Source organism: Bradyrhizobium sp. 41S5 (assembly GCF_011516665.3).
Lineage (GTDB): Bacteria > Pseudomonadota > Alphaproteobacteria > Rhizobiales > Xanthobacteraceae > Bradyrhizobium > Bradyrhizobium quebecense.
In genome coordinates, this window is the sequence record NZ_CP083721.1 from 4803370 (window position 1) to 4824172 (window position 20803).

Genomic DNA, 20803 nt, shown 5'->3' on the forward strand with positions numbered 1-20803 from the left:
AAGCATGTGAAGCGGCCTCCCGAAGCGAAGCGCGATGACGACCCAACTCGGTCCCATCGCACCTTGGAGGCTGGTCAGGCCGCCACGACGCGCGGACCCGCCACGACCGTTTCCGACGGCGCGCAGGGCTTGCTCAGCATCGTCACTTCGGAGAAGCCGACGGCCCTGAGCTGATCGACCATGGAGCGGCGGGCATCCTGCGCCATGCCGGCGTCGGGCACGACGACCGCTTGCGCCTTTGCAGTCAGCAGCTCGGCCGGCAGGTCGACAGCCGTGCCGGCGTCGAGCAGCACGTGGTCGTAGACCCGGAGCAGCGCGTCGATCGCAAGCGCCAGCCGCGGCGATTGCAGATGCGAGCGATCGAAGCCCGGACGCCCCGCGCTGACGATCTGAACCCGCGACTGCCGATCCTTGGTGATGATCTGCCCGAACGTCGCCTCGCCCTGCATCAATTCGGCAAGGCCGGGCGCGCCGGGATCGACCGTGGCCGCCGTCAGCGCCGGCGAGGACGCCACGAGATCGACCACCACGACCTTGGCCTGACGCGCCATCAGACGGGCCAGCGTCAGCGCGGTCAGTGTGACGCTCTCGGCGGCAGCCGGGCCGAGCACCGTGACCTTGTGGGCGGCGGGACCGGCCGCGACCAGACGCTCGGCCAGCTCATCGATCTCATTGGTCGTCCGGGCGGGCGCAGGCTGCGGCTCGCTGACGGCCGGCTCATAGGCAACTGCGGGGTCTGCCCTCAGATCAGGCTCGGGCGACAGGCTGGGCGCGAGCGGCGACGCGAGCTCAAGTTCAGGCGGCAGCGCCGGTGCCGGCTCGTCGACAGTTGCGGTCTCCATGACGGGTTCTCGGCGCCGGATCACTGCGGCGGCCGGCGCGAAGGCACGGCCCACCGCGCCGGGGGCGGAGATGCGCAGCAGCTCGCCGGTGATGATGATGCCGGACGACAGCAGCAGAGTCGCCAGCGTCGCGATCAGCACGATCGGCAGCTTCTTCGGATAGGCCGGCGTGTTCGAGACCGTGGCGCGCGAGATGATGCGGCCGTCGGTCGGCGCGGCCTCGATGTTCTCGCGCGCGGTCGCCTCGCGATACTTGGCGAGATAGGCTTCCAGCAGATCGCGCTGCGCCTTGGCTTCACGCTCGAATCCGCGCAGCTGGACGTCCTGGCTGTTGCTCGACGACGCCTGCTTCTTGGATTGATCCAGGCCCACTTGCAGCGCCTGGACGCGGCCTTCGGCGACGCGGGCGTCGTTGTCGAGCGAGCGCGAAATCTTGCCGGCTTCCTCGCGCAATTGGCGGTCGAGGTCGGCGATCTGCGCCTTCAGTTCCTTGATGCGCGGATGGTTGTCGAGCAGCGTCGAAGACTGCTCGGCGAGTTGTGCGCGCAGCGTGCCGCGCTGTTCGGCGAGCCGGCGGATCAGCTCGGAATTGAGCACTTCCGAGGCCTCGATCGGCTTGCCACCCTGAAGCATCTCGCGGATCAGGCGCGCCTTGGTCTCGGCATCCGCCTTCAGCGCGCGGGCATTGTTGAGCTGCGTGTTCAGCTCGCCCATCTGCTGGTTCGACAGCGGGATGTTGTTGGTGCCGACGAACAGGCTCGACTTGGACCGGAATTCCTCGACCCGCGAATCCGCTTCCGCGACCTTGCTGCGCAGCTTGTCGATCTCGCCCAGCAGCCAGCTGCTGGCCGACTTGGCCTGGTCCTGCCGCGCTGCCTGCTGCAGCACCAGATAGCCGTCGGCAATCGAGTTGGCGACGCGCGCCGCAAGCTCGGGATCCTCCGACTGGAATTCGATCACCATGACGCGCGACTTGTCGACCGCATAGGCCTGGAAGCGCTCGTAATAGGAATCAAGCACCCGCTCTTCCGGAGTCAGGCTGAACGGGTCACGGCCGATGCCGAACAGCGCCAACAGCGACTTCAACGGGGAAAAGCCCCGCAGCACCGGATCGAACTCGGGACGTTCGGCGAGCTTGTTCTTCATAATGATGTCGCGGGCGAGATCGCGCGACAGCAACAGTTGGACCTGGCTGGTCACGGCCTCGGCGTCGAGCGAGGCACGCTCGAGGTCGCGCTCGCCGTTCGGGCGCAGGAAGGCGTTCTCGCGATTGTCGATCAGGATTCGCGCTTCCGACTTGTAGCGCGGCGTCACGACGTTGACGGCGGCAAGCGACACCGCAAACACGATCACGGTCGGCACGATGATCCAGCTTCGCCTGCGCGCCAGCGCGCGTCCGAGCACATTCAGATCGAGATCTGTCGCCTCCGCCGGACGCGCCGGCTTCTCAGGAGCTGATATCGGCGAATCCGGCATCGCAACGGCTTCGGTGGCAACGGGCGCAGACTTCGGCAACGCCCGTTGCACCGCCGTTTCCTTGCCTCTACGCCAGAATGCAAAACGCATAACCAACTCCCGCGGACGCCGCGATTCCATCTCAATGGCGGCGATTACAGTCCATTAAGGTTGCTGCTGGGTTAATCGGCGCGGTTGACGGATGCGGCGGCCACCACCGCTCCGTCATCGTTTGTTAACCATGAGTACCGTTAATCGACGCCGTTATTGTTGCGGGATTCCTCACATGCGCGATCTGCGCGCTCCCCTCGTTTGTCTGATTGCTGCGCTCGCGCTGTCGGGCTGCATGGGCCGGACGTCGCCGGTTGCCGGCGACCCGGCCCTCGATTCGATGGCGTATGAGCAGCCAGCCTTCGCTGCTCCCGCGCCGATGGCCGTGGCCTATGCCGACCCCGCGCCGACCCGCGAGGCCTACAATCTCGGCCCCGGCGACAGACTTCGCGTCGTGGTCTATGGCCAGGAGGGCCTGACCAATTCCTATGCGATCGATGCGGCCGGCGCGATCACGATGCCACTGATCGGCTCGGTGCCGGCACGCGGCCGGACGCCTGCCAGGCTCGCCTCCGAGATTACCGCACGGCTGCGCAACGGCTTCATCCGTGAGCCATCGGTGGCGGTCGAGATCGAGACATACCGGCCGTTCTTCATCCTCGGTGAGGTCGCAGCCCCCGGCCAATATCCTTATGTACCCAACATGACGGTCGAGAGCGCGGTGGCGATCGCCGGCGGCTTCTCGCCGCGCGCCCGGCGCGACCAGGTCACTCTCACCCATACCGATGCATCGGGCGCCGGCCGCTTTATCGTTCCCTTGGGCACGCCGATCGGGCCCGGCGACACCGTCTTCGTCGGCGAACGCTGGTTCTGATCGATGGCACAGGGTCAAAATCAGGAACGGCTGCTTCGCATCCTGCATGTCGTCCGCGCCCCGGTCGGCGGCATCATCCGTCACATCCTCGATGTCGCCAACGGCCAGATCGAACGCGGTCACCATGTCGGCATCGTCGCAGACAGCCTGACCGGCGGCACGCGGGCTGACGCGGTCCTCGCCGAGATCGAGCCGCGCCTCAAGCTCGGTGTCCACCGGGTGGCGATACGCCGCGAGCCGCGTTTCGCCGACTTCACGGTCTGGGCGCATATCGCCGGCCTGATCCGGAAATTGAAACCCGACGTCGTGCATGGTCATGGCGCCAAGGCCGGCGCCTATGTCCGGCTGCGGCGGCGCTCGAACAAGGTGATCCGGGTCTACACGCCGCATGGCGGCTCGCTGCACTATCCGCTCGACACCTGGAAGGGCCGCTTCTACAGCCAGCTCGAGCGCACGCTGATGAACAGCACCGACCTGTTCCTGTTCGAGAGCGCGTTTGCCCGCGACACCTATCAGCGCACCGTTGGCAAGCCCTCAGGCCTCGTCCGCTGCGTCTTCAACGGCGTCACGTCGGAGGAATTCGAACCGGTCGCCAAGGCCGACGACGCCTCCGACGTGGCCTATGTCGGCGAATTCCGGCGCATCAAGGGCGCCGACCTCCTGATCGACGCGGTCGCCAAGCTGCGCGCCGACGGCAAGCCGGTGACGCTGACGCTCGGCGGCGACGGCGAGGAGTTCGAACGGCTCAAGGAGCAGGTGAAGCGGCTATCGCTCGGCGACGCCGTCCGCTTCATCGGCCACGTCAAGGCGCGCTACGGCTTCTCGAAGGGCAGCGTTCTCGTGGTGCCGTCACGGGGCGATTCGATGCCCTATGTGGTGATCGAGGCCGGCGCGGCGGGAATTCCGATGATCGCCGCCAATGTCGGCGGCATCCCGGAGATCTTCGATACCCATACCGACGCGCTGTTTGCGCCCAGCAACGCCAGCGCGATGGCCGACGCCATCAAGGCCGCACTCGACAATCCCGCCGCGACCGCGGCGCGCGCCGAGCAACTGCGCGAACGGATTTCCGAACATTTCTCGCAAAGCGCGATGGTCGAGGGCGTGCTGGCCGGCTATCGCGACGCATTTGCCAAACATTAACCATTTCTTGCACACGTAACCGTTTCTTCCGATTTGTCCCCTTAACTCACGTCCAGGGGAATTTCGCTGCTGCGCGCGGATGCTCATCTGCAAGCACAGGAATGGACGTGGACTCGTGGAACCGTTTAACGCACGCTCGATGCTGGATGCCGCTGCGTCTGCGACGGCCGCTCAGCCGCAGGTCGAACGCCGCCGCCGCCTGTCGCCGGCAGCGCTCGCCATTACCAACCAGAAAGTTCGCAGCGCCTACTCGCCGGTCGTGATCGCCGGCGTGGTTCGCCTTGCCGATTTCGTGCTGCTCAGCCTGGTCGGCGTCGGGCTCTATTTTGCCTATGTCAGGCCGCTCGCCATCCATTGGGGATATATCGCATCGATCCTCGGCATGTCGGCCGCGGCGGTGGTCTGCTTCCAGGCCGCGGACATCTACCAGGTGCAGATATTCCGCGGCCAGCTCCGCCAGATGACGCGGATGATCTCGTCATGGGCGTTCGTGTTCCTGCTATTCATCGGGGTCTCCTTCCTGGTCAAGCTCGGCGGCGAGGTCTCGCGGGTCTGGCTGTCGTCGTTCTTCTGCGTCGGCCTCGCGGTGCTGATCGCCGAACGGCTGGCGCTGCGCTCGATGGTGCGCGCCTGGGCGCATGACGGCCGGCTCGACCGCCGCACCATCATCGTCGGTGCCGACCAGAACGGCGAGAAGTTGATCGAGGCGCTCAATGCCGACGATGATTCCGACATCCACGTGCTCGGCGTGTTCGACGACCGCAATGACGCCCGCGCCATGGAGACCTGCGCCGGCTCACCGAAGCTCGGCAAGGTCGACGACATCGTCGAATTCGCCCGCCGCACCCGCGTCGACCTCGTGCTGTTTGCGCTGCCGATCTCAGCGGAGACCCGCATCCTGGAGATGCTGAAGAAGCTCTGGGTGCTGCCGGTCGACATCCGCCTGTCGGCCCATACCAACAAGCTGCGCTTCCGCCCCCGCTCCTATTCCTATGTCGGCAAGGTGCCGACGCTCGACGTGTTCGAGGCGCCGATCACCGACTGGGATCTGGTGCTGAAATGGCTGTTCGACCGCGTGGTCGGCGGCCTGGCCTTGCTTGCGGCACTGCCGGTGCTCGGACTGGTGGCGCTTGCGGTGAAGCTCGACAGCCCCGGGCCCGTGCTGTTCCGCCAGAAGCGCTTCGGCTTCAACAATGAGCGGATCGACGTCTACAAGTTCCGCTCGCTCTACCATCACCAGGCCGATCCGACCGCCTCCAAGGTGGTGACCAAGAACGATCCGCGCGTTACCCGCGTCGGCCGCTTCATCCGCAAGTCCTCGCTCGACGAACTGCCGCAGTTGTTCAATGTCGTGCTGAAGGGCAATCTCTCGCTGGTCGGCCCGCGTCCGCACGCCGTGCAAAGCAAGCTGGAAGGCCGCCTGTTCGACGAGGCCGTCGACGGTTACTTCGCCCGCCACCGCGTCAAGCCCGGCATCACCGGCTGGGCGCAGGTCAACGGCTGGCGCGGCGAGGTCGACACCGACGAGAAGATCCAGAAGCGCGTCGAATACGACCTCTATTACATCGAAAACTGGTCGGTGCTGTTCGACCTCTACATCCTGCTCAAGACCCCCTTCTCGCTGCTGACCAAGAGCGAGAACGCGTACTGAGATCGATTGCCCTCGCTGATGCTCCTCGCAACGACGAGCGTCAGATTATGTACCTGTTGCGTTGCGTGAGTATCCGATGGCCTATGCGGCGACAGCCGGGACGTCCCATTCCCCGACATCGGCGCCGCCAGGCGTGCTGGCGCTGCAGCGGGCGCTGGTGTGGCTCGCCGGCGCCTCGATCGCCATCGTGTTCATCGAACCGAGCCCGTATGAACTCGTCACGTTGACCGCCTGCGTGCTGTTCTTTGGTACGGGCCTGCGCATGCAGCTCGTGTTCATGCCGCTGTTGTTCGCGCTGATCGTGCTCAATGTCGGCTACAGCATCGGCGCGGTGCCGTTCATCGACAAGCCGGAAGTGGTGAACTGGGTCCTCACCTCCTGGTACATGGCCGTCACCGTCATCTTCTTTGCGATGGTGATGTCGGAGGATACCGAAGCGCGACTCGACATGCTGCGCCGCGGCCTGATCGTCGGCGCGATGATCGCCTCGCTTGCAGGCATCGCCGGCTACTTTCATCTGGTGCCCGGCGGCTATGATCTGCTGACGCTGTATGACCGCGCCCGCGGCACCTTCAAGGATCCGAACGTGCTCGGCGCGTTCCTGATCCTGCCGGCGCTGTTCACGTTGCAAAGCGTGGTCTCCGACCGCTTCGGCAAGGCGTTCCGCAACGCGATCGCCTTTGGCATCATCTCGCTTGCGATCCTGCTGTCGTTCTCCCGCGCCGCCTGGGGCGGCCTGATCGTCACCGCGGCCTTCATGCTGGCGCTGATGGTGTTCACCAGCCGCTCGCAGGCGCAGCGCTCGCGCATCATCGTGATGACCCTGATCGCCGCGATCCTGGCCATTGCGCTGATCGCGGTGCTGCTGTCGATCGGCTCGGTCGCCGACATGTTCAAGCAGCGCGCGAGCTTCGACCAAAGCTATGACGAAGGCCGCTTCGGCCGGTTCGGCCGCCACATCCTCGGCGCCCAGATGGCACTCGAATTGCCGTTCGGAATCGGTCCGCTGCAATTCCACACCTACTTCCCCGAGGACACCCACAACTCCTTCCTCAACGCCTTCATGTCGGGCGGCTGGATCTCGGGCATCTGTTATCCGGCCCTGGTGTTCGTCAGCGCGATCATCGGCTTCCGCTACGTCTACAAGCGGGTGCCGTGGCAGCGCGATTATCTGGCGATCTTCTCGGCATTCCTCGGCATCGTCGGCGAGAGCTTCATCATCGATACCGACCATTGGCGGCACTTCTGGCTGATGCTCGGCACGATTTGGGGCATGTACGCGGCGACCGAGCGCACCCGCGCGACACCGGCCGAGATCAGCGACGAGACTTCGGCGGCAGCTTGAGCTCGGCGCGTTGCTCCGGCGGCATGTCGATCACCGCCTTCAATGCTTCCGTCGCTTCCAGCACGCCCTTGTAGCCGTCATTGGCGAAGCGCAGCAGCAGCCGCAGTTCGTCGTCGGTGTAGCGGCTCCAGAGCTTGAGCATCGCCTCCTGCATCGGGACGTAGAACTTGCCGATCTCCGCCGCCCTTTCCTCCACCACCGAGATGAAGACCTTGCGGCGGTCGCTCTCGTCGCGCTCGCGGCGCACGTAACCCGCCTTCTCCAGACGATCGACCACGCCGGTGATCGCGCCGGTGGTCAGGCCTGTGACTTCGGCGAGACGCCCCGCGGTCACCCGCCCTTCGAGATGCAAGATATCCATGCATTCCATGTCGGAATTGGAAATTCCGGCCATGTTTGCAACGGCTTGGCCGTACATCACGCCCTGCGCGGATGACCGGCGCATCGCCTCCTCAAGTTCCTGCATCAGCGCCGTGCGCGACTTCCCGCTTGACAAGGCTGCTCCCATATCTTACTCACCTTATATCTTATCTTCTAAGATAATTAGCCACTGACCTTTCAGTACCCCATACGGATGCATGGAGCAAGGCATGACCTCACGTCCCCGTAAAGCTCTGATCATCGGCGCCGGCATCGCAGGTCCGGTGACCGCGCTGTTCCTGACCCGCGCCGGCATCGAGGCCGAGCTCCATGAAGCATGGCCCTACTCCACCGGGATCGGCGGCGGCTTGCAGATCGCACCGAACGGCATGCATGTGCTGGCGGAGCTCGGCCTTGCCGACGAACTGATCCGCAGCGGCTCGGTCGCGGAGTCGTTCGATTTCTATTCGCAGGCCGGCAAGAAGCTCGGCTCGCTCAATCAGAACATGCAGCAGCGCTTCGGCCAGCCCGCGGTGAACATGTGCCGTGCGACCTTGAACGAGACGCTGATCGACAAGGCCTGGGCCTCCAACGTCTCGGTGTTCTTCGAGAAGAAGCTGGTGAAGATCGAGGATCGCGGCGACCAGCCGGTCATCGCCTATTTCAACGACGGCACCACCGCCGAGGGCGATTTCGTGATCGGCGCCGACGGCGTGCATTCGGCGGTGCGTCGGCACGTGATCCCGGATGGCCCGACGCCGTTCGACGCCGGGCTGATCGGTTTCGGCGGCTTCGTGCCGCGCGTCGTGATCGAACGTCTGCCGATCGGCCAAAAGATCGCGTCGACGTTCGGGCAAAGCGGCTTCTTCGGCTATGGCCTGTGCAGCCCCGATCCGGAAACTGGTGCGATGTGGTGGAGCACGCAGCCCTCGCACGGCATGACCGCGGCGGCCTACCGACTGCAGAGCCAGGACGCGATCAGGCAGCATCTGCGCGATTTTCACGCCGGATGGCACGCGCCGATCCCCGAGATCATCGAGGCCGCCGAGAACATCGTGGTGACCGATACGCTCGACGTCGCGACGCTGCCGACCTGGTCGCGCAAGCGCACGCTCCTGATCGGCGACGCCGCGCACGCCACCAGCCCGCACGCTGGCCAGGGCGCGTCGCTCGCGCTGGAGGACGCGCTGCGGCTCGGCATGCTGATGCGCGACGGCCAGGAGCTCGGCCTGACGTTCCAGGCCTTCGAGCACGAACGACGCCCGCGCGCCGAGAAGATCGTGGCGATCGCCCGCCGCAACGGCAACAGCAAGCGCGAGTTCGGCCCGACCGGTGCCTGGCTTCGCGATCACATGCTGAAGCTGCTTCTGCCGGTGTCGTCGAAGGGCATGGACTTCATGTATGCCTACAACCCGCGCGCGGCGGCTTAAGCCCTCGCCGTCATCACCCGCGAAAGCGGGTGATCCAGTATTCCAGAGGCGGTCATTATTGAGCCGACGGGCCGCGGCGTACTGGATCGCCCGGACGAGCCGGGCGATGACACCGGGGTAAGCGGCGAAAACCTACTTCTCGACCTCAAACGTCAGCCCGGCGTGATCCACCAGGCGCTTGATCAGCTTGTGTTGCATCGCCGCTCCCGGCGTCCAGAAGCCGGCGGCGACGTCGGGCGTATCGCGCAACAGGCAGATCGCGCATTCCGAGATCATCTTCGAGGTCGAGCCGTAGCCCGGATCGCGATCGCCCTTGATGCCGGCGCGGACCATGCGGCCGTCGGGCGCGACCGCGAGATAGAGCAGATCGTAGCGGCCGTTCTCCCGCTCTTCCTTCGACGGTCCCTCGCCCGGCTTCGGCGCGCTGGGCCCGGTCTTCTCCGAATTCAGTGCCATCACGCGTTTTGCATTGGCTTCGCCCTTCTCGCCGGGACCGGTCAGGACCATCTCGTCGTAGACGAACTCCTTGCCGTAGGGAAAGCCCATCAGCATGTTGGAGCGATGGACGTTGCGCGTGTTGATCAGCGCCATCATGAACGGCGCGGCCCATGAGTGCAGGTCGTCCTCATAGGCCGGCTTGCTGCCGCGCGGCTGCTTCGGGCCCTCGAAGCCCGGCGTCAATGCAAACGGGTTGTTGAGGATCGCGACCAGGCTCAAGTCCTTGGCGACCGCATCGAAGGTTGCCTTGGCGCTCGCGGCCGTGCCGCCGGACAGCGTGCCGCGCATGTCGCGCACCCGGCCCTTGACGCGCTGTGCCGGCGCACCGAATACCCGCTTGGCTTCCTCCTGGACGAAGAAGGCGCCGAGTTCGAACGGCACCGAGTCGAAGCCGCAGGAGAACACGATGCGCGCACCGCTCGCCTTTGCGGCGGCCTCGTGCTTGTCGATCATCTGCCGCATCCAGATCGGCTCGCCGCAAAGATCGAAATAGTCGGTGCCGCTTTCCACGCAGGCCGCGATCAGCTCATTGCCATAGAGCTGATACGGACCGACCGTCGAGATGACCGACTTGGTCTGCGCCAGCATCGCCTTCAGCGATGCGGCATCGCCGGCATCGGCAACGATCAGCGGCGTGTCGGCGGGCGCGCCGATCGCATCACGGACCGAGGCGAGCTTGTCCTTGCTGCGCCCGGCCATCGCCCATTTCAGGCTGCCGTCGCGATAATGCGCCGCGAGATATTCGGCGACGAGCTGGCCGGTGAAGCCGGTCGCGCCATAGATGACGATGTCGAGTTTCGACGAGGACATGGATCGGGCTCCCTGCGCAGCAAAAATGGGCGCTCCTTTTGTCATCGCGGGCGCGGCGACGCAATCAGCTATTTCTTGCAGTTATTTCTTGGCATAGGACACGCCCATGCCGGCGCGGACGTCGGCTTGGATGCCGTAGGGCGCGATCGGGTAGCGCAGGCCGTTCTTGGCAAGCTGCTTCATCCCCGCGATCGCCTTCACCAGATAGGCAGGCGGCAGCGCCATCAGCATCTCCTCGTCGGGCACGCCGCCATAGCGGCGCTCGGCGAAGCACGGCAGCGACAGGCTCGGCTCGCCGGTCTTCAGCGCCCGTCCCCACGAGTCCGCGCACGCGGTTTCGCCGACCACGCCCCACTCGAACTTCTTGTAGCCGGTGTACTGCAGCCCGTTGATCAGGATGATCATCTGTCCCGGCGTCGCATAGACGAGGCAGATGTCGGGCGGATTGAGGCGTCCGCTGGTCAGCGGGCTCACAGCCATCGCCTGGTACCGACCGTAAGGCACCACGTCGAGCGCCTCCTGGCGCTTGCGTGCGTCTTCTGCCGTGCCGTGCCAGACGCCGACATAGTTCTCGCCGGCAAGCCACTTCTCGTCCTGCGGCGCGAGCCCGATCACCGCGCGGCATTGCGCGCCAACCAGATCATCGCCGGTGATGCCGACGGTCCAGCCGAGCCGCGAGGCCATGCTGACGATCTGGTCCGTGGTGTGGACCGCCGACGGGCGGCGGATCTTCGGGATCGCCTCCATCTCCTCGACGCGCGCGAACATCTTGATGCCGATGACCGTGGTCTTCAGCCGCAACAGGTTGTTCAGGTCGGCCACGATTGCGGAGAGGTCGAACTGTTCCGGCGGTGTCTGCTGTTGCATGGCGAAAACTCCCGTGATCGGCGGCTTGGCGCCGCCTGTTGATTTGATGTTAGCCGGATTGGCCGAGGGAAGCGACAAGCTCGTGGCTGACCTCAACGTGCGGCCGGTCCCGGCAGCAAATCGTCGGTCTTGCCCGCCAGATGATAGGCGACCAGCCCGATCCACTCCCGTGTGCCGAGATCGGTGCGCGACAGGCCGTCGATCGCAAGCGTCGCGAAACCCATGACATTGCCGACGCGCCAGTCGACCGGATAGGCCTCGACATTGAATCCCGCCTTGCGGAACAGCCCGACCGACCGCGGCATGTGATAGGCCGACGTCACGAGCAGCCAGCGCTCACCCGGCTTGGGATCGACCAGCGCCTTGGAGAACTCGGCATTCTCCACCGTGTTGCGCGAGCGGCGCTCGATGGTCAATCGCGATTTGGCAATGCCGAGACTCTCGAACATCTCGGCGGCGTAGTCGGCTTCGCGCGCGTCGTTCGAGATCAGGTTCGCGCTGCCGCCGGTGAACACGAGGCGCGCGTTCGGATATCTGCGCGCGAGCGCCGCCGCCGCGATGACGCGATCCGCCGCAGTGCGCACCACCGGCGTGCCATGCGCAACCGACAAATCGGCATCGATCGAGCCGCCGAGCACGATGATGCCGTCGGGCGCGCCGCGCGAGGCGTCCCATGGCGGGAAGCGCTGCTCCAGGACGGAGATCAGGACATTGCCGAGCGGCGAGAAGCCGCAGATCGCGAGCAGCAGCAGCGAGCCAGCCATCAACCTGCGGCCAAGCCGAGCAAACCGCGTCAGCAGCAGAACAGCGCCGATCACGCCGATACCGATCAGGAAATTGATCGGCAGCAGTATGATGCCGAGCGTCTTGGAGAGCACAAAAAACAAGCGAAGCCTCTGCGAAGTTCTGCTACAGCGTCATACGCTGACCGAAGCGCAATCAAAAGCCGTCACATGACCCATCATCATCTGAAATCCAGTCCCGAAACCTGCCATTGGGGCTTCTTCGAAGCAAAGCTGAAACCGGTCCTGACCATCGCGAGCGGCGACGAGGTCACGATCGAGACCGTCAGCGGCGGCCCCGACGTGGTGCCGGACCGCGGCAAGTTTTATGTGCCGCCGGAGCTCGACGACATTCATGCGAAAAGCGAGCGGATGGTGCCCGGGCACATCCTGACCGGCCCGATCGCGGTCAGCGGCGCCGAGCCCGGCGACGTGCTCGAGGTCGATATTCTCGACGTCCAGTTGCGGCAGGACTGGGGCTACAATCTGATCAAGCCACTGTCCGGCACCCTGCCCGACGACTTCCACGAGACCCGCATCCTCAACATCCCGCTCGATCGCGCGCGCATGGTCGGCCGCATGCCGTGGGGGCTCGACCTGCCGCTGAAGCCGTTCTTCGGCGTGATGGGCGTGTCGCCGCCGCCGGCCTGGGGCCGCATCTCCTCGCTGATCCCGCGCGCGATGGGCGGCAATCTCGACAACAAGGAGCTCGGGGCCGGCGCCAAGCTGTATCTGCCGGTGTTCGTGCCGGGCGCGCTGTTCTCCTGCGGCGACGGCCATGGCGTGCAGGGCGACGGCGAGGTCTGCGTCACCGCGATCGAGACCGCGCTCACCGGCCGCTTCCGCCTGACCCTGCGCAAGGATCTCAAGCTCGCCTATCCGCGCGCCGAGACCGCCGACCATTACATGACCATGGCGATGGATCCCGATCTCGACCAGTGCGTAGTGCGGGCGCTGCGCGACATGATCGTGCTGCTCGGCGAGAAGCGCAATCTGTCGCGCGAGGACGCCTATACGCTGTGCAGCCTGGCTGCCGACCTCCGCGTCACGCAAACGGTCAACGGCTCCAAGGGCATTCACTGCATGATCGCCAAATCGGTCGTTCACGGCTGACGTCCGGTCGATAAGCGGCACTTGTGTTCCGCAAGCGCGGCTCGATACAATCCCCGTCCCAACGAACAAAAATGGACGGGGACGGACATGCTCAAGGACAGGCTTTCGCCGGCCGACGAGGCTGCGCGCGACAAGGAGATGCAGGAGACGCTCGCCGCCTGCCCGCGCATCCTCGATCTCATTGCCCGTGGTCCGCAGGGCGCGCCTGAGGCGGAAGCCGCGATCTATCTGCGTTCGCCGCTCGATCCCAATCCGGTCGTGATCTCGAACGATCATCTGATGGGCTGCATCAAGGCCGCCGAGACCTATTTCCGCAGCCAGGGCATCGGCAAGGACGACGCGGTCGCCGTCCTGCTCCCGGCCTGCCCCGCGACCGTGGTCGCGATCTTCGGCGCAGCCGCCTGCGGTGTCGCCGAGCCGCTCAATTTGCTGTTCACACGCGAGGCGATTGTCGCGCAGCTCAACGCCATCAAGGCAAAATTGCTGCTGGCGCCGCCGCCGGGCATGCCGGGCGGGCTCTATGAGCGGGTCGAAGGCTTGCAGCGCGAGGTGCCGTCGCTCCAGCGCATCGTGATCGTGCCGCTCGACGGCAGCATCGCGTTCGACGGCGAGGTGCTGCGGCCCGATCCTGCGTGGCGCGACGACTACGGCAAGTCCACGGACATGAGCGAGGCCGACCGCGTCGCGGTGATGCTGCCGACCGGCGGCACAACAGGTCATCCCAAGGTGGCGCGACTCACCAACCGCGCGATGGTCGCCTCCACCGTGTCCTCACGCATGGCACTCGATTTCCATCGCGGCGAGCGCGCGATGATCACGCTGCCGCTGTTCCATGTCGGTGGCTTGTTCTGCACGACGGCCAATTGCCTTTCCGCCGGCACGACGATTTTCATCCCCGGCCCGGCTGGCGCCCGCGATCCGGCGCTGATCACGCATTTCTGGAAGATCGTCGAGAAATACCGCGTCAACATCTCCGGAAACGTGCCGACCACGCTCGGAGCGCTGGCCGACATCCCGGTCGCGGACAGCGACATCTCGAGCCTCCGCGTCACCGCCACCGGGGCCTCGATCTGCCCGCCGGAAATCGAACGGCGTTACCTCGCGACCTGGGGCGGTGCCTGCGTCCAGCAGCTCTACGGCATGACCGAGCTCGCCGGCGCCATCACGCACGACGTGCACGGCGTGAAGCCGCGCGCCGAGAGCGTCGGCACCCGCAATCCGCTGGTCGAGCTCGCGATCCTCGACGGCGACAAGCTGCACACCGGGCCGTGGCCCTCGCCGGTCGGCGAACTCTTGACCAGGGGCCCGCAGGTGTTCGCCGGTTACGTCGACAAGAAGCAGACCGAAGAGGCGTTCCGCGACGGTTGGCTGCGCACCGGCGACATCTGCCGGATCGACGCCGACGGCTTCGTCTACATTCTGGGCCGCGCCAAGGACGTCATCATCCGCGGCGGCCATAACATCGACCCGCGGGCGATCGAGGATGCCGCGCTGGCGTTTCCGGGCGTGGCGCTGGCCGCGGCCGTCGGGCGTCCCGACGCCTATGCCGGTGAAGTGCCGATGCTGTTCGTCTCGGCGCAGCCCGGCGCCCATATCGATCCGAACGCGCTCGCCACCTTCGTGCAGGACAACATCCTGGAGCCACCGGCACGGCCGCGCATGGTCTCAGTGATCCCGGAGATGCCGGTCACACCGGTCGGCAAGATCTTCAAGCCGAAGCTGCGCGAGATCGCCGCCGGCGAGGCCGCGCGCGAGCTGCTGGTACGGGAAGGCTTGTCCGGCGAGGTCAGTGTCGAGGCCATCACCGACCCCTCCCGCGGGCTGTACCTGAGCGTGAGCGCGCCTGCGGAGAAGGCCGAAACGGCTGAGCGGCTTCTCAAGAAGTTCCCAGTCAAGGTCGAGTTACGATCCTAACACGCTCATTTATCTAACAAATTTTACATCGGCGGCGCGTCGGAACCAGCTTCCGGCGCGCGCGAGCGTACGCGTCCAGTTTCACAGCTCATGGCTTGACGGACTGCCATATCTCTAAATAGACTCTAAATAGATACTTTTCAGTACATGCGTTCAGGGTTAAGCGTTTTCTCATGGCTACAGAAAAGGCCGAAACCGACCGCGTCCCGGTCACGTTGGCACTCTCGACCATTGGTTACCTCGAGAAGCTGGTGAGACAGGGCACCCACGGCACGAGCGTCCCGGGCGTCGCACGGACATTGATCGAGGAAGGCATTCGGCTCGCCATCAAGGACGGGTTGCTTGCAATCCGCGACAACGGACGCACGCCCTGAGAGCATGATCCGGAAAAGTGGAAACCGGTTTTCCGAAAGGATCATGCTCAGGAACCAGGGGCGTGCGTGCCGGCGCGGCGGTTCAACACAGAACGTGGAACCGTCAGATGATTACCATCGAACCGAATCTTCAGCCTACCTGGACGCCGGAGCGCGTCGACCAACTCAAGATCTACTTTGAAGCCGGTCTCTCCTGCCGCGACATCGCCGTCAATATCGGCGTGAGCCGCAATGCGGTGATCGGCAAGCTGTCGCGGCTGAACCTCACGCGCACGACGCCGGACGAACGCCGGGCAAGGCGGAAGAAATCCACCGCGCACGCCGCGCAACGGGCGACCGCGAAGCAGCAGCTCCGGTTGCTGCAGGCGGCCTACGAACAAGAGCCCGACGATGCGCCTATCGTCAGCGCCAACAACTGCTCGCTCTTCGAGCTGAGCGAGCAACGTTGCCGCTGGCCGATCAGCACGCCCGGCGCCGATGATTTCTGCTTTTGCGGCAACACGCCGCTCGGCGGCATGCCCTATTGCTCCGGGCATTACCGCCTTGCGTATCAGGCGGGATCACGCCAGCGCGCGATGCGCGGGTAGCGTTTCGCGCGACGCGCACCGCGTCAAAACGGGAAGCAGGTCCGGTTCTGATCCATCAGAACCGGACCGCTGATCACCCGACCTTCCAGCCGGTCGCCGCCACGATGCCCTGGTAGAACTCCGGCGTATAGGCCTGCTCCGGGGTCTTGCGCACGCGCTCGTCGAGCAGATGCGCGTCGTCGCCGACCAGGATACGCCAGCGATCGGCCTTCACGCCGTCGAGGATGATCTTGGCGGCGGCAGCCGCCGAGGTCGGTGCCTCGTCATGGAAGATGCGAGCGCGGTCGAGCGCGAGCTGCTGGATGTCGGCATCCGACATCTTGGCGACGTCGATGCCCTGCCCTTGCAGACGCTGCCGGACCTGCTTGAGCTCGTCGGGATTGAGCTGGTCGGCGCCATTCTGCACCTTGCGCGAGTTCGACACGATCGAGGTGCCGATGTGACCGGGCATCACGACCGAGCATTTGACATGCGGCGCGTTGAGGCGGAGATCGTTGATCATCGCCTCGGTGAATCCCTTCACCGCGAACTTCGCCGCGCTGTAGGCGGTGTGCGACACACCCATGCCGACCGACGCCCAGAAGCCGTTGACGCTCGAGGTATTGACGATGTGCGCCTCGTCTGCCTTCACTAGCAGCGGCAGGAAGGTGCGAACGCCGAGATAGACGCCGCCCCAGCAGATGTTGAAGGTGCGCTCCCACTGCTCGCGCGTGTTGGTGAACAGGCTGCCGCCACCGCCGATGCCGGCGTTGTTGAACAGCAAATGGATCTTGTCGGTCGCCTGCTGCTCGATCAGCTCATCGCGAAAACGCTTGTAGTGATCCTCGATCGAGACGTCGGCAACGTGGGTGGTGATGCGCAGGCCCTGCGGCAGCTTCTCGACCTCGCAGAGCCGCTTGGTCTCGGCCATCGCCTCGGCCGAGACGTCGCACATCGCGACATTGCATCCTTCAGCAACGAGCTGCCGCGCCAGCTCGCGCCCCATGCCCGTGCCGCCACCGGTGATGACGGCAATCTTTCCGGCGAAATCCTTCATGTGAGATCCGTTCCTTCCTTGATTCTTCTTGCCCTGCTTGTTCTTGGTTCGGCTGGAGCGCGGATCGCAGCCCCAGCCGCTTGGCTGCGGCACTCTACATCACCGAATTATCGCGCAGCAACGGCGCCCGCCCTTCACGCGCAAGTGTGCCGCCAGCAGCAGATCAAGGCAGCCGTCGCTGCAACGACATCATTCCGCGTAGCGAACAATCCGATGTCGACAAGCGGAGACAACGATCGTGCAGATCCTGAACAGATTGGTCGCAACGACGCTGATGGCGATCGCGGCCGGCATTGCCGCTGCAGCCGCTGGCGCCGAGGCCACACCGCCGAAGCCGACAGCTCACGCTGATCAGATCAGACGGGCGCAGAAGCGGCGTGGCACAATACATCGTCATCACATGCGCGCTCTCAGATGCCGGGATAATGTCGCTCGATCTCGAACGCTTCTCCGCGCCCCGTGACGCCAGGTCGGAGCGCGGGACCGCTCCGCGCTATTCGGCCGTCTCAATCCGCACAGGCGCGCGCCGCCGCAGAACGCCGCCGGCGACGCTCAAGGCAAGCTTGAGCAGGCCGCGCCACGAGAAGTCGATGACCACCTCATGGTGCCGCAACCCCTTGCCGCCTTTCACCAGCCCGAGATCCCGGATCAAGCAGTAATGGCCGCTGCTCATCCGAGCCAGGCGGCTGTTCTTGAAGCGTCCCATGAATGACGAGAATGCACTGCGGATCGATTCCGTCAAATCTTGACGACATCGAATCGATGAGACGGTGCGGCCCCTGCTGCGAGCAGCTGTTTGCGACGGCTGCGCGCGCGGCACGATCGTCGAAGGCGGCCTGCGCCTTGAATCAAAAACCTCCGGCAGGGCATTGCCGGAGGTTTGGGAGGCTTAGCATGAGCTAAGAGCCATCATTCAATGTGTTGGCCGCCATCTATATAGTTTAGTAGATCAGGTAAGTAAATAAATTTGCCGCGAATGAATCGCATGGCACGTCTTCGTTGTTCGCCTGGACCGAAATGACGCAGCCAAGCGTCCGCTACCTGCTCCAGTCGAAGAAAAACCCCGGCAGTTGCCTGCCGGGGTTCTGTAGGACGTGATCAGATCAACCGGTATTACCAGTTGCGCTGAGCGCGGAAGAGCATCTGGACAGTGTCCTGATCCTTCAGCTCGTAGGTCGCGACCGGCTTGCCGATACCAGCCGAAGAGGTGGTGATCGTGCCGGCATACTTCTGATCGAGATGGACGTAGGTCACGTCGGCCGAGAAGGTCAGGTTCTTGACCGGGGTCCAACGGGTGATCACGCCGATCTGCGCGATGTTGTAGTCGGGGTTGCAGCTGGTCACGCCAGCGCCGCCACCGAAGGCGGTGCGGAACGTGCCACCGACGCCGCCAACGCCGCAGATGAGCGACTTGGCCGTGTCGTTGTACATGACCGCAGCGTAAGCACCGTAGATGCCGGTGTTCCAGTAGGGATCCCAGTTGTGGGTGTACGCACCGCGCATACCCCACGTCTTGATCGACTGCTGCTGACCGCCGGGGCCGAACACCGTGTCAGGCGCAGTGCCGAAGCCGACGCTGCCATACGCACCCGGGAGGTTCGAACCGCTGTAGATCGCGACCGAGCTAAACTGGCTGGCCAGTTCCTGGATGTTGTAGCGGGTCGCACCGTCGGTGTAGACGCCCTGGATGTTGATGGTGTCGCCGGGTCCGGTCGGGATGTTCTTGATCGACAGGGCCAGTGCACCAGCCCAACCCCACTTGTCGTCGGGATGACCGGTCAACTCGGTGCCGCCGTAGTAGGCAGCATGGTTGTCATGCGCGGCGACCGACGCCTGGAAGATACCCCAAGCCTGGTCGACCTTGAGCGCAGCGACGAAGTCCGGCGCGACCGTGCCGGCATAGTCGCTCGAACCGTAAGCGCCACCGACGCCGAGGTTGTTCACGCCAGCCTGCATGTACGCAACCTGGTCCTGTGCCGACAGGGCCAGCGACACGCCGTTGCCGAACTGCGCGGTGTAGGTGAACTGGTTGATGCCGTTGGTGGTGCTCACGCCACCGACGAGACCGTCGTAGTTGTTGCCCGGATAACCGTTCCAGGGAGCAGCGAACTGCGAGACCGCCTTGCCCATGGTGAAGCCGGCGAACTGGATGAAGGCGTAGTAGACGCCGACCGTACCGGCAGCAACGCCACCAGAGCCAGCGTTGTTCGGCGCAGCAGCGCTGCCGATCGCCGAATAGACCGACGAGCCATTGCCCTGACCGGTGTAGGTGTCCGAGGTCCAGGTGAACACCGCATCGAAATAGGTGCGGACCACGCCGTACTCGGTCGCGGTGCGCGTATCGATGTTTAAGTCTTCACGCGAACGCCAGGTGTAGCCGTTGGTGAAACGGTTGTTGGCACCGCTGGCGCCGTTGACGTTCGGGCCGTAGACGCTGTTGCCATTCACAACGACGTCGGCACGAACGAAGCCGCCCAGCTTGATGCAGGTGTCGGTGCCGGGGATGTAGTAGAAGCCCGGACCATAAAGCGAGCAAACCTTCACGTATTCGACCGCTTTGGCCTTAACGGGAAGATCGGCCGCCTGTGCCCCGCCGACCGCGACCAGCGCAGCGGCCGAGCCCAGAATAAGGCTCTTCGCCAATTTCATATCAAACCTCCAAGTTGCTCATATGCGTAGAGTCCGGGTCGCGAGCGCCCCGTGATCCTCCCGCATTGTCCAAGACCGTTTTCCCCAAACCTCGCACCCTCAGATCAATCTGTGGTGCGACGGACTTGAACGATCACCGCAACGGGACGATCGAGATTCCCCTACCGCCGGGTTCAATATGCATGGGCGAGTTGCCCAATCAAAATAGTTTATAAAGTCAGGAATGCGAATGCGGCCACACTGTGTCTCGCCGGCAACGCTCGACTTAAGCCCCTTACGTGCATGGGCAAATTTGTCGCACCCCCAATAGCCGAACCGTCACATACGCATCATAATTGCTTTACGTTCACTTGCCTTCCTGAGCGACTTACTAGAAAAAAAGTCCCGCCGACGCGGGAATCAAGAAATAAATCAGCACAAAGCTGAGTCGGCACCTAGGGAAGGGGAAGCTGTGTCAGTGACCAGGAAGGATCAGGCGCGCCTGCGCGCCATCGAGAATCTCGACATCATCAAACGCTTTACGCTCGAGATCTCGTCCATCAACTCGCATCTCGAACGGGTCCGCCAGCTCTGGGGCAAGGCGCTTGGCGTCAGCGGTCCGCAATGGATGATCCTGATCGCGATCTCGGACCTCGACAAGGATGACGGCGTGCCGATCAACGTGGTGTCGAAGCTGCTGCATGTCGATCCGTCGTTCGTGACCACGCAGTCCAAGCTGCTCGAGCAGAAGGAGCTGCTGCGCCGCGCGCCCTCTCCGGCCGATGCGCGCGTGGTCCGCCTGTCGCTGACCGACAAGACCCGAAAGCATCTGGCGGGTCTCTCCGGCCAGCACAAGGCGTTCAAGAAGACCGTGTTCGAGGAATTCAGCGAGCCCGAACTCGCCGAGTTCACGGCCAAGCTTGCGATGCTCAACAACCGTCTGGAAAAGGCCTGCCTGATCGCCGCGATGGATTTCGAGACCTGACGGTTGCCGCATCGGGCGGCAAGCAATGCCCGAATGCTCTCAAAAATCGCATGCTTTG

Annotated in this window: 18 protein-coding genes; 10 read left to right on the forward strand and 8 right to left on the reverse strand. The window is 64.4% G+C overall.

The annotated features are described in order from the left end of the window. Positions 1-74: 74 nt before the first annotated feature. Entirely contained in the window at positions 75-2408 is a 2334-nt protein-coding gene (locus HAP47_RS23415; RefSeq protein WP_173642572.1) for a GumC family protein, read from the reverse strand. Positions 2409-2583: 175 nt separating this feature from the next. Between HAP47_RS23415 and HAP47_RS23420 the strand changes: the two genes are divergently transcribed. The 4 genes from HAP47_RS23420 to HAP47_RS23435 all read left to right on the forward strand — a co-directional run bounded on the left by HAP47_RS23420 (position 2584) and on the right by HAP47_RS23435 (position 7361). Then, positions 2584-3222: a polysaccharide biosynthesis/export family protein gene (locus HAP47_RS23420; RefSeq protein WP_173642571.1), complete on the forward strand. Its 639-nt coding sequence runs from the start codon at positions 2584-2586 to the stop codon at positions 3220-3222. Between the two features lie 3 nt (positions 3223-3225). After that, positions 3226-4365 carry a glycosyltransferase family 4 protein gene (locus HAP47_RS23425; RefSeq protein WP_173642570.1) on the forward strand — a complete coding sequence of 380 codons (1140 nt, stop codon included), beginning with the start codon at positions 3226-3228 and terminating at the stop codon, positions 4363-4365. Between the two features lie 115 nt (positions 4366-4480). Continuing rightward, positions 4481-6016, forward strand: coding sequence for an undecaprenyl-phosphate glucose phosphotransferase (locus tag HAP47_RS23430; protein WP_173642569.1), 1536 nt, complete (start codon positions 4481-4483; stop codon positions 6014-6016). Positions 6017-6092: 76 nt separating this feature from the next. Further along, complete coding sequence (locus HAP47_RS23435; RefSeq protein ID WP_173642568.1) at positions 6093-7361, forward strand: O-antigen ligase family protein; 1269 nt, start codon at positions 6093-6095, stop codon at positions 7359-7361. Here HAP47_RS23435 and HAP47_RS23440 read toward each other — a convergent pair. Next, on the reverse strand, positions 7333-7827 hold the full coding sequence (locus HAP47_RS23440; RefSeq protein WP_173643160.1) for a MarR family transcriptional regulator: 495 nt from the start codon (positions 7825-7827) through the stop codon (positions 7333-7335). The two genes, HAP47_RS23435 and HAP47_RS23440, sit on opposite strands and share 29 nt — an antisense overlap. 124 nt (positions 7828-7951) lie before the next feature. On the opposite strand from HAP47_RS23440, the gene HAP47_RS23445 reads away from it, so the two are divergent. Then, positions 7952-9151 (forward strand): FAD-dependent monooxygenase, encoded by a 1200-nt coding sequence (locus HAP47_RS23445; RefSeq protein WP_173642567.1) that lies wholly within the window; start codon positions 7952-7954, stop codon positions 9149-9151. Between the two features lie 132 nt (positions 9152-9283). Here HAP47_RS23445 and HAP47_RS23450 read toward each other — a convergent pair whose 3' ends face one another. The 3 genes from HAP47_RS23450 to HAP47_RS23460 all read right to left on the reverse strand — a co-directional run bounded on the left by HAP47_RS23450 (position 9284) and on the right by HAP47_RS23460 (position 12213). Beyond that, positions 9284-10459: a saccharopine dehydrogenase family protein gene (locus HAP47_RS23450; protein WP_173642566.1), complete on the reverse strand. Its 1176-nt coding sequence runs from the start codon at positions 10457-10459 to the stop codon at positions 9284-9286. Positions 10460-10540: 81 nt separating this feature from the next. Next, positions 10541-11326 (reverse strand): DUF169 domain-containing protein, encoded by a 786-nt coding sequence (locus HAP47_RS23455; protein WP_173642565.1) that lies wholly within the window; start codon positions 11324-11326, stop codon positions 10541-10543. A 92-nt stretch (positions 11327-11418) separates the two neighbouring features. Next, positions 11419-12213, reverse strand: a complete 795-nt coding sequence (locus HAP47_RS23460) for a YdcF family protein (protein ID WP_173642564.1) — start codon at positions 12211-12213, stop codon at positions 11419-11421. 66 nt (positions 12214-12279) lie between these two features. On the opposite strand from HAP47_RS23460, the gene HAP47_RS23465 reads away from it, so the two are divergent. The 4 genes from HAP47_RS23465 (at position 12280) to HAP47_RS23480 (ending at position 16096) form a co-directional block, all read left to right on the forward strand. Beyond that, complete coding sequence (locus tag HAP47_RS23465; RefSeq protein WP_173642563.1) at positions 12280-13221, forward strand: acetamidase/formamidase family protein; 942 nt, start codon at positions 12280-12282, stop codon at positions 13219-13221. Between the two features lie 87 nt (positions 13222-13308). Beyond that, complete coding sequence (locus tag HAP47_RS23470) at positions 13309-15135, forward strand: AMP-binding protein (RefSeq protein WP_173642562.1); 1827 nt, start codon at positions 13309-13311, stop codon at positions 15133-15135. 173 nt (positions 15136-15308) lie between these two features. Next, the gene (locus tag HAP47_RS23475) at positions 15309-15509 is read left to right on the forward strand and encodes a hypothetical protein (RefSeq protein WP_016844973.1); all 201 of its coding nucleotides are present in this window, start codon (positions 15309-15311) and stop codon (positions 15507-15509) included. Positions 15510-15616: 107 nt separating this feature from the next. Further along, complete coding sequence (locus HAP47_RS23480; RefSeq protein ID WP_173642561.1) at positions 15617-16096, forward strand: GcrA family cell cycle regulator; 480 nt, start codon at positions 15617-15619, stop codon at positions 16094-16096. Positions 16097-16169: 73 nt separating this feature from the next. Here the strand turns inward: HAP47_RS23480 and HAP47_RS23485 are convergent, their stop codons facing one another. The 3 genes from HAP47_RS23485 to HAP47_RS23495 form a co-directional block, all read right to left on the reverse strand. Further along, entirely contained in the window at positions 16170-17132 is a 963-nt protein-coding gene (locus HAP47_RS23485) for an SDR family oxidoreductase (RefSeq protein WP_092114716.1), read from the reverse strand. Positions 17133-17625: 493 nt separating this feature from the next. Continuing rightward, positions 17626-17805, reverse strand: a complete 180-nt coding sequence (locus HAP47_RS23490) for a hypothetical protein (RefSeq protein ID WP_173643159.1) — start codon at positions 17803-17805, stop codon at positions 17626-17628. A gap of 440 nt (positions 17806-18245) precedes the next feature. Continuing rightward, a complete protein-coding gene (locus HAP47_RS23495) occupies positions 18246-19781 on the reverse strand; it encodes a porin (RefSeq protein ID WP_173642560.1) in 1536 nt (511 codons plus the stop codon). A gap of 451 nt (positions 19782-20232) precedes the next feature. On the opposite strand from HAP47_RS23495, the gene HAP47_RS23500 reads away from it, so the two are divergent. Then, the gene (locus HAP47_RS23500) at positions 20233-20745 is read left to right on the forward strand and encodes a MarR family winged helix-turn-helix transcriptional regulator (RefSeq protein WP_173642559.1); all 513 of its coding nucleotides are present in this window, start codon (positions 20233-20235) and stop codon (positions 20743-20745) included. Positions 20746-20803 lie beyond the last annotated feature (58 nt).

Bases quoted from the DNA above. Each gene is read 5' to 3' on its own strand.
- HAP47_RS23415 (WP_173642572.1), bottom strand. From the start codon at position 2,408: ATGCGTTTTGCATTCTGGCGTAGAGGCAAGGAAACGGCGGTGCAACGG.
- HAP47_RS23480 (WP_173642561.1), top strand. From the start codon at position 15,617: ATGATTACCATCGAACCGAATCTTCAGCCTACCTGGACGCCGGAGCGC.
- HAP47_RS23490 (WP_173643159.1), bottom strand. From the start codon at position 17,805: ATGAGCAGCGGCCATTACTGCTTGATCCGGGATCTCGGGCTGGTGAAA.
- HAP47_RS23450 (WP_173642566.1), bottom strand. From the start codon at position 10,459: ATGTCCTCGTCGAAACTCGACATCGTCATCTATGGCGCGACCGGCTTC.
- HAP47_RS23495 (WP_173642560.1), bottom strand. From the start codon at position 19,781: ATGAAATTGGCGAAGAGCCTTATTCTGGGCTCGGCCGCTGCGCTGGTC.
- HAP47_RS23445 (WP_173642567.1), top strand. From the start codon at position 7,952: ATGACCTCACGTCCCCGTAAAGCTCTGATCATCGGCGCCGGCATCGCA.
- HAP47_RS23440 (WP_173643160.1), bottom strand. From the start codon at position 7,827: ATGCAGGAACTTGAGGAGGCGATGCGCCGGTCATCCGCGCAGGGCGTG.
- HAP47_RS23470 (WP_173642562.1), top strand. From the start codon at position 13,309: ATGCTCAAGGACAGGCTTTCGCCGGCCGACGAGGCTGCGCGCGACAAG.
- HAP47_RS23455 (WP_173642565.1), bottom strand. From the start codon at position 11,326: ATGCAACAGCAGACACCGCCGGAACAGTTCGACCTCTCCGCAATCGTG.
- HAP47_RS23485 (WP_092114716.1), bottom strand. From the start codon at position 17,132: ATGAAGGATTTCGCCGGAAAGATTGCCGTCATCACCGGTGGCGGCACG.
- HAP47_RS23425 (WP_173642570.1), top strand. From the start codon at position 3,226: ATGGCACAGGGTCAAAATCAGGAACGGCTGCTTCGCATCCTGCATGTC.
- HAP47_RS23420 (WP_173642571.1), top strand. From the start codon at position 2,584: ATGCGCGATCTGCGCGCTCCCCTCGTTTGTCTGATTGCTGCGCTCGCG.
- HAP47_RS23435 (WP_173642568.1), top strand. From the start codon at position 6,093: ATGGCCTATGCGGCGACAGCCGGGACGTCCCATTCCCCGACATCGGCG.
- HAP47_RS23465 (WP_173642563.1), top strand. From the start codon at position 12,280: ATGACCCATCATCATCTGAAATCCAGTCCCGAAACCTGCCATTGGGGC.
- HAP47_RS23475 (WP_016844973.1), top strand. From the start codon at position 15,309: ATGGCTACAGAAAAGGCCGAAACCGACCGCGTCCCGGTCACGTTGGCA.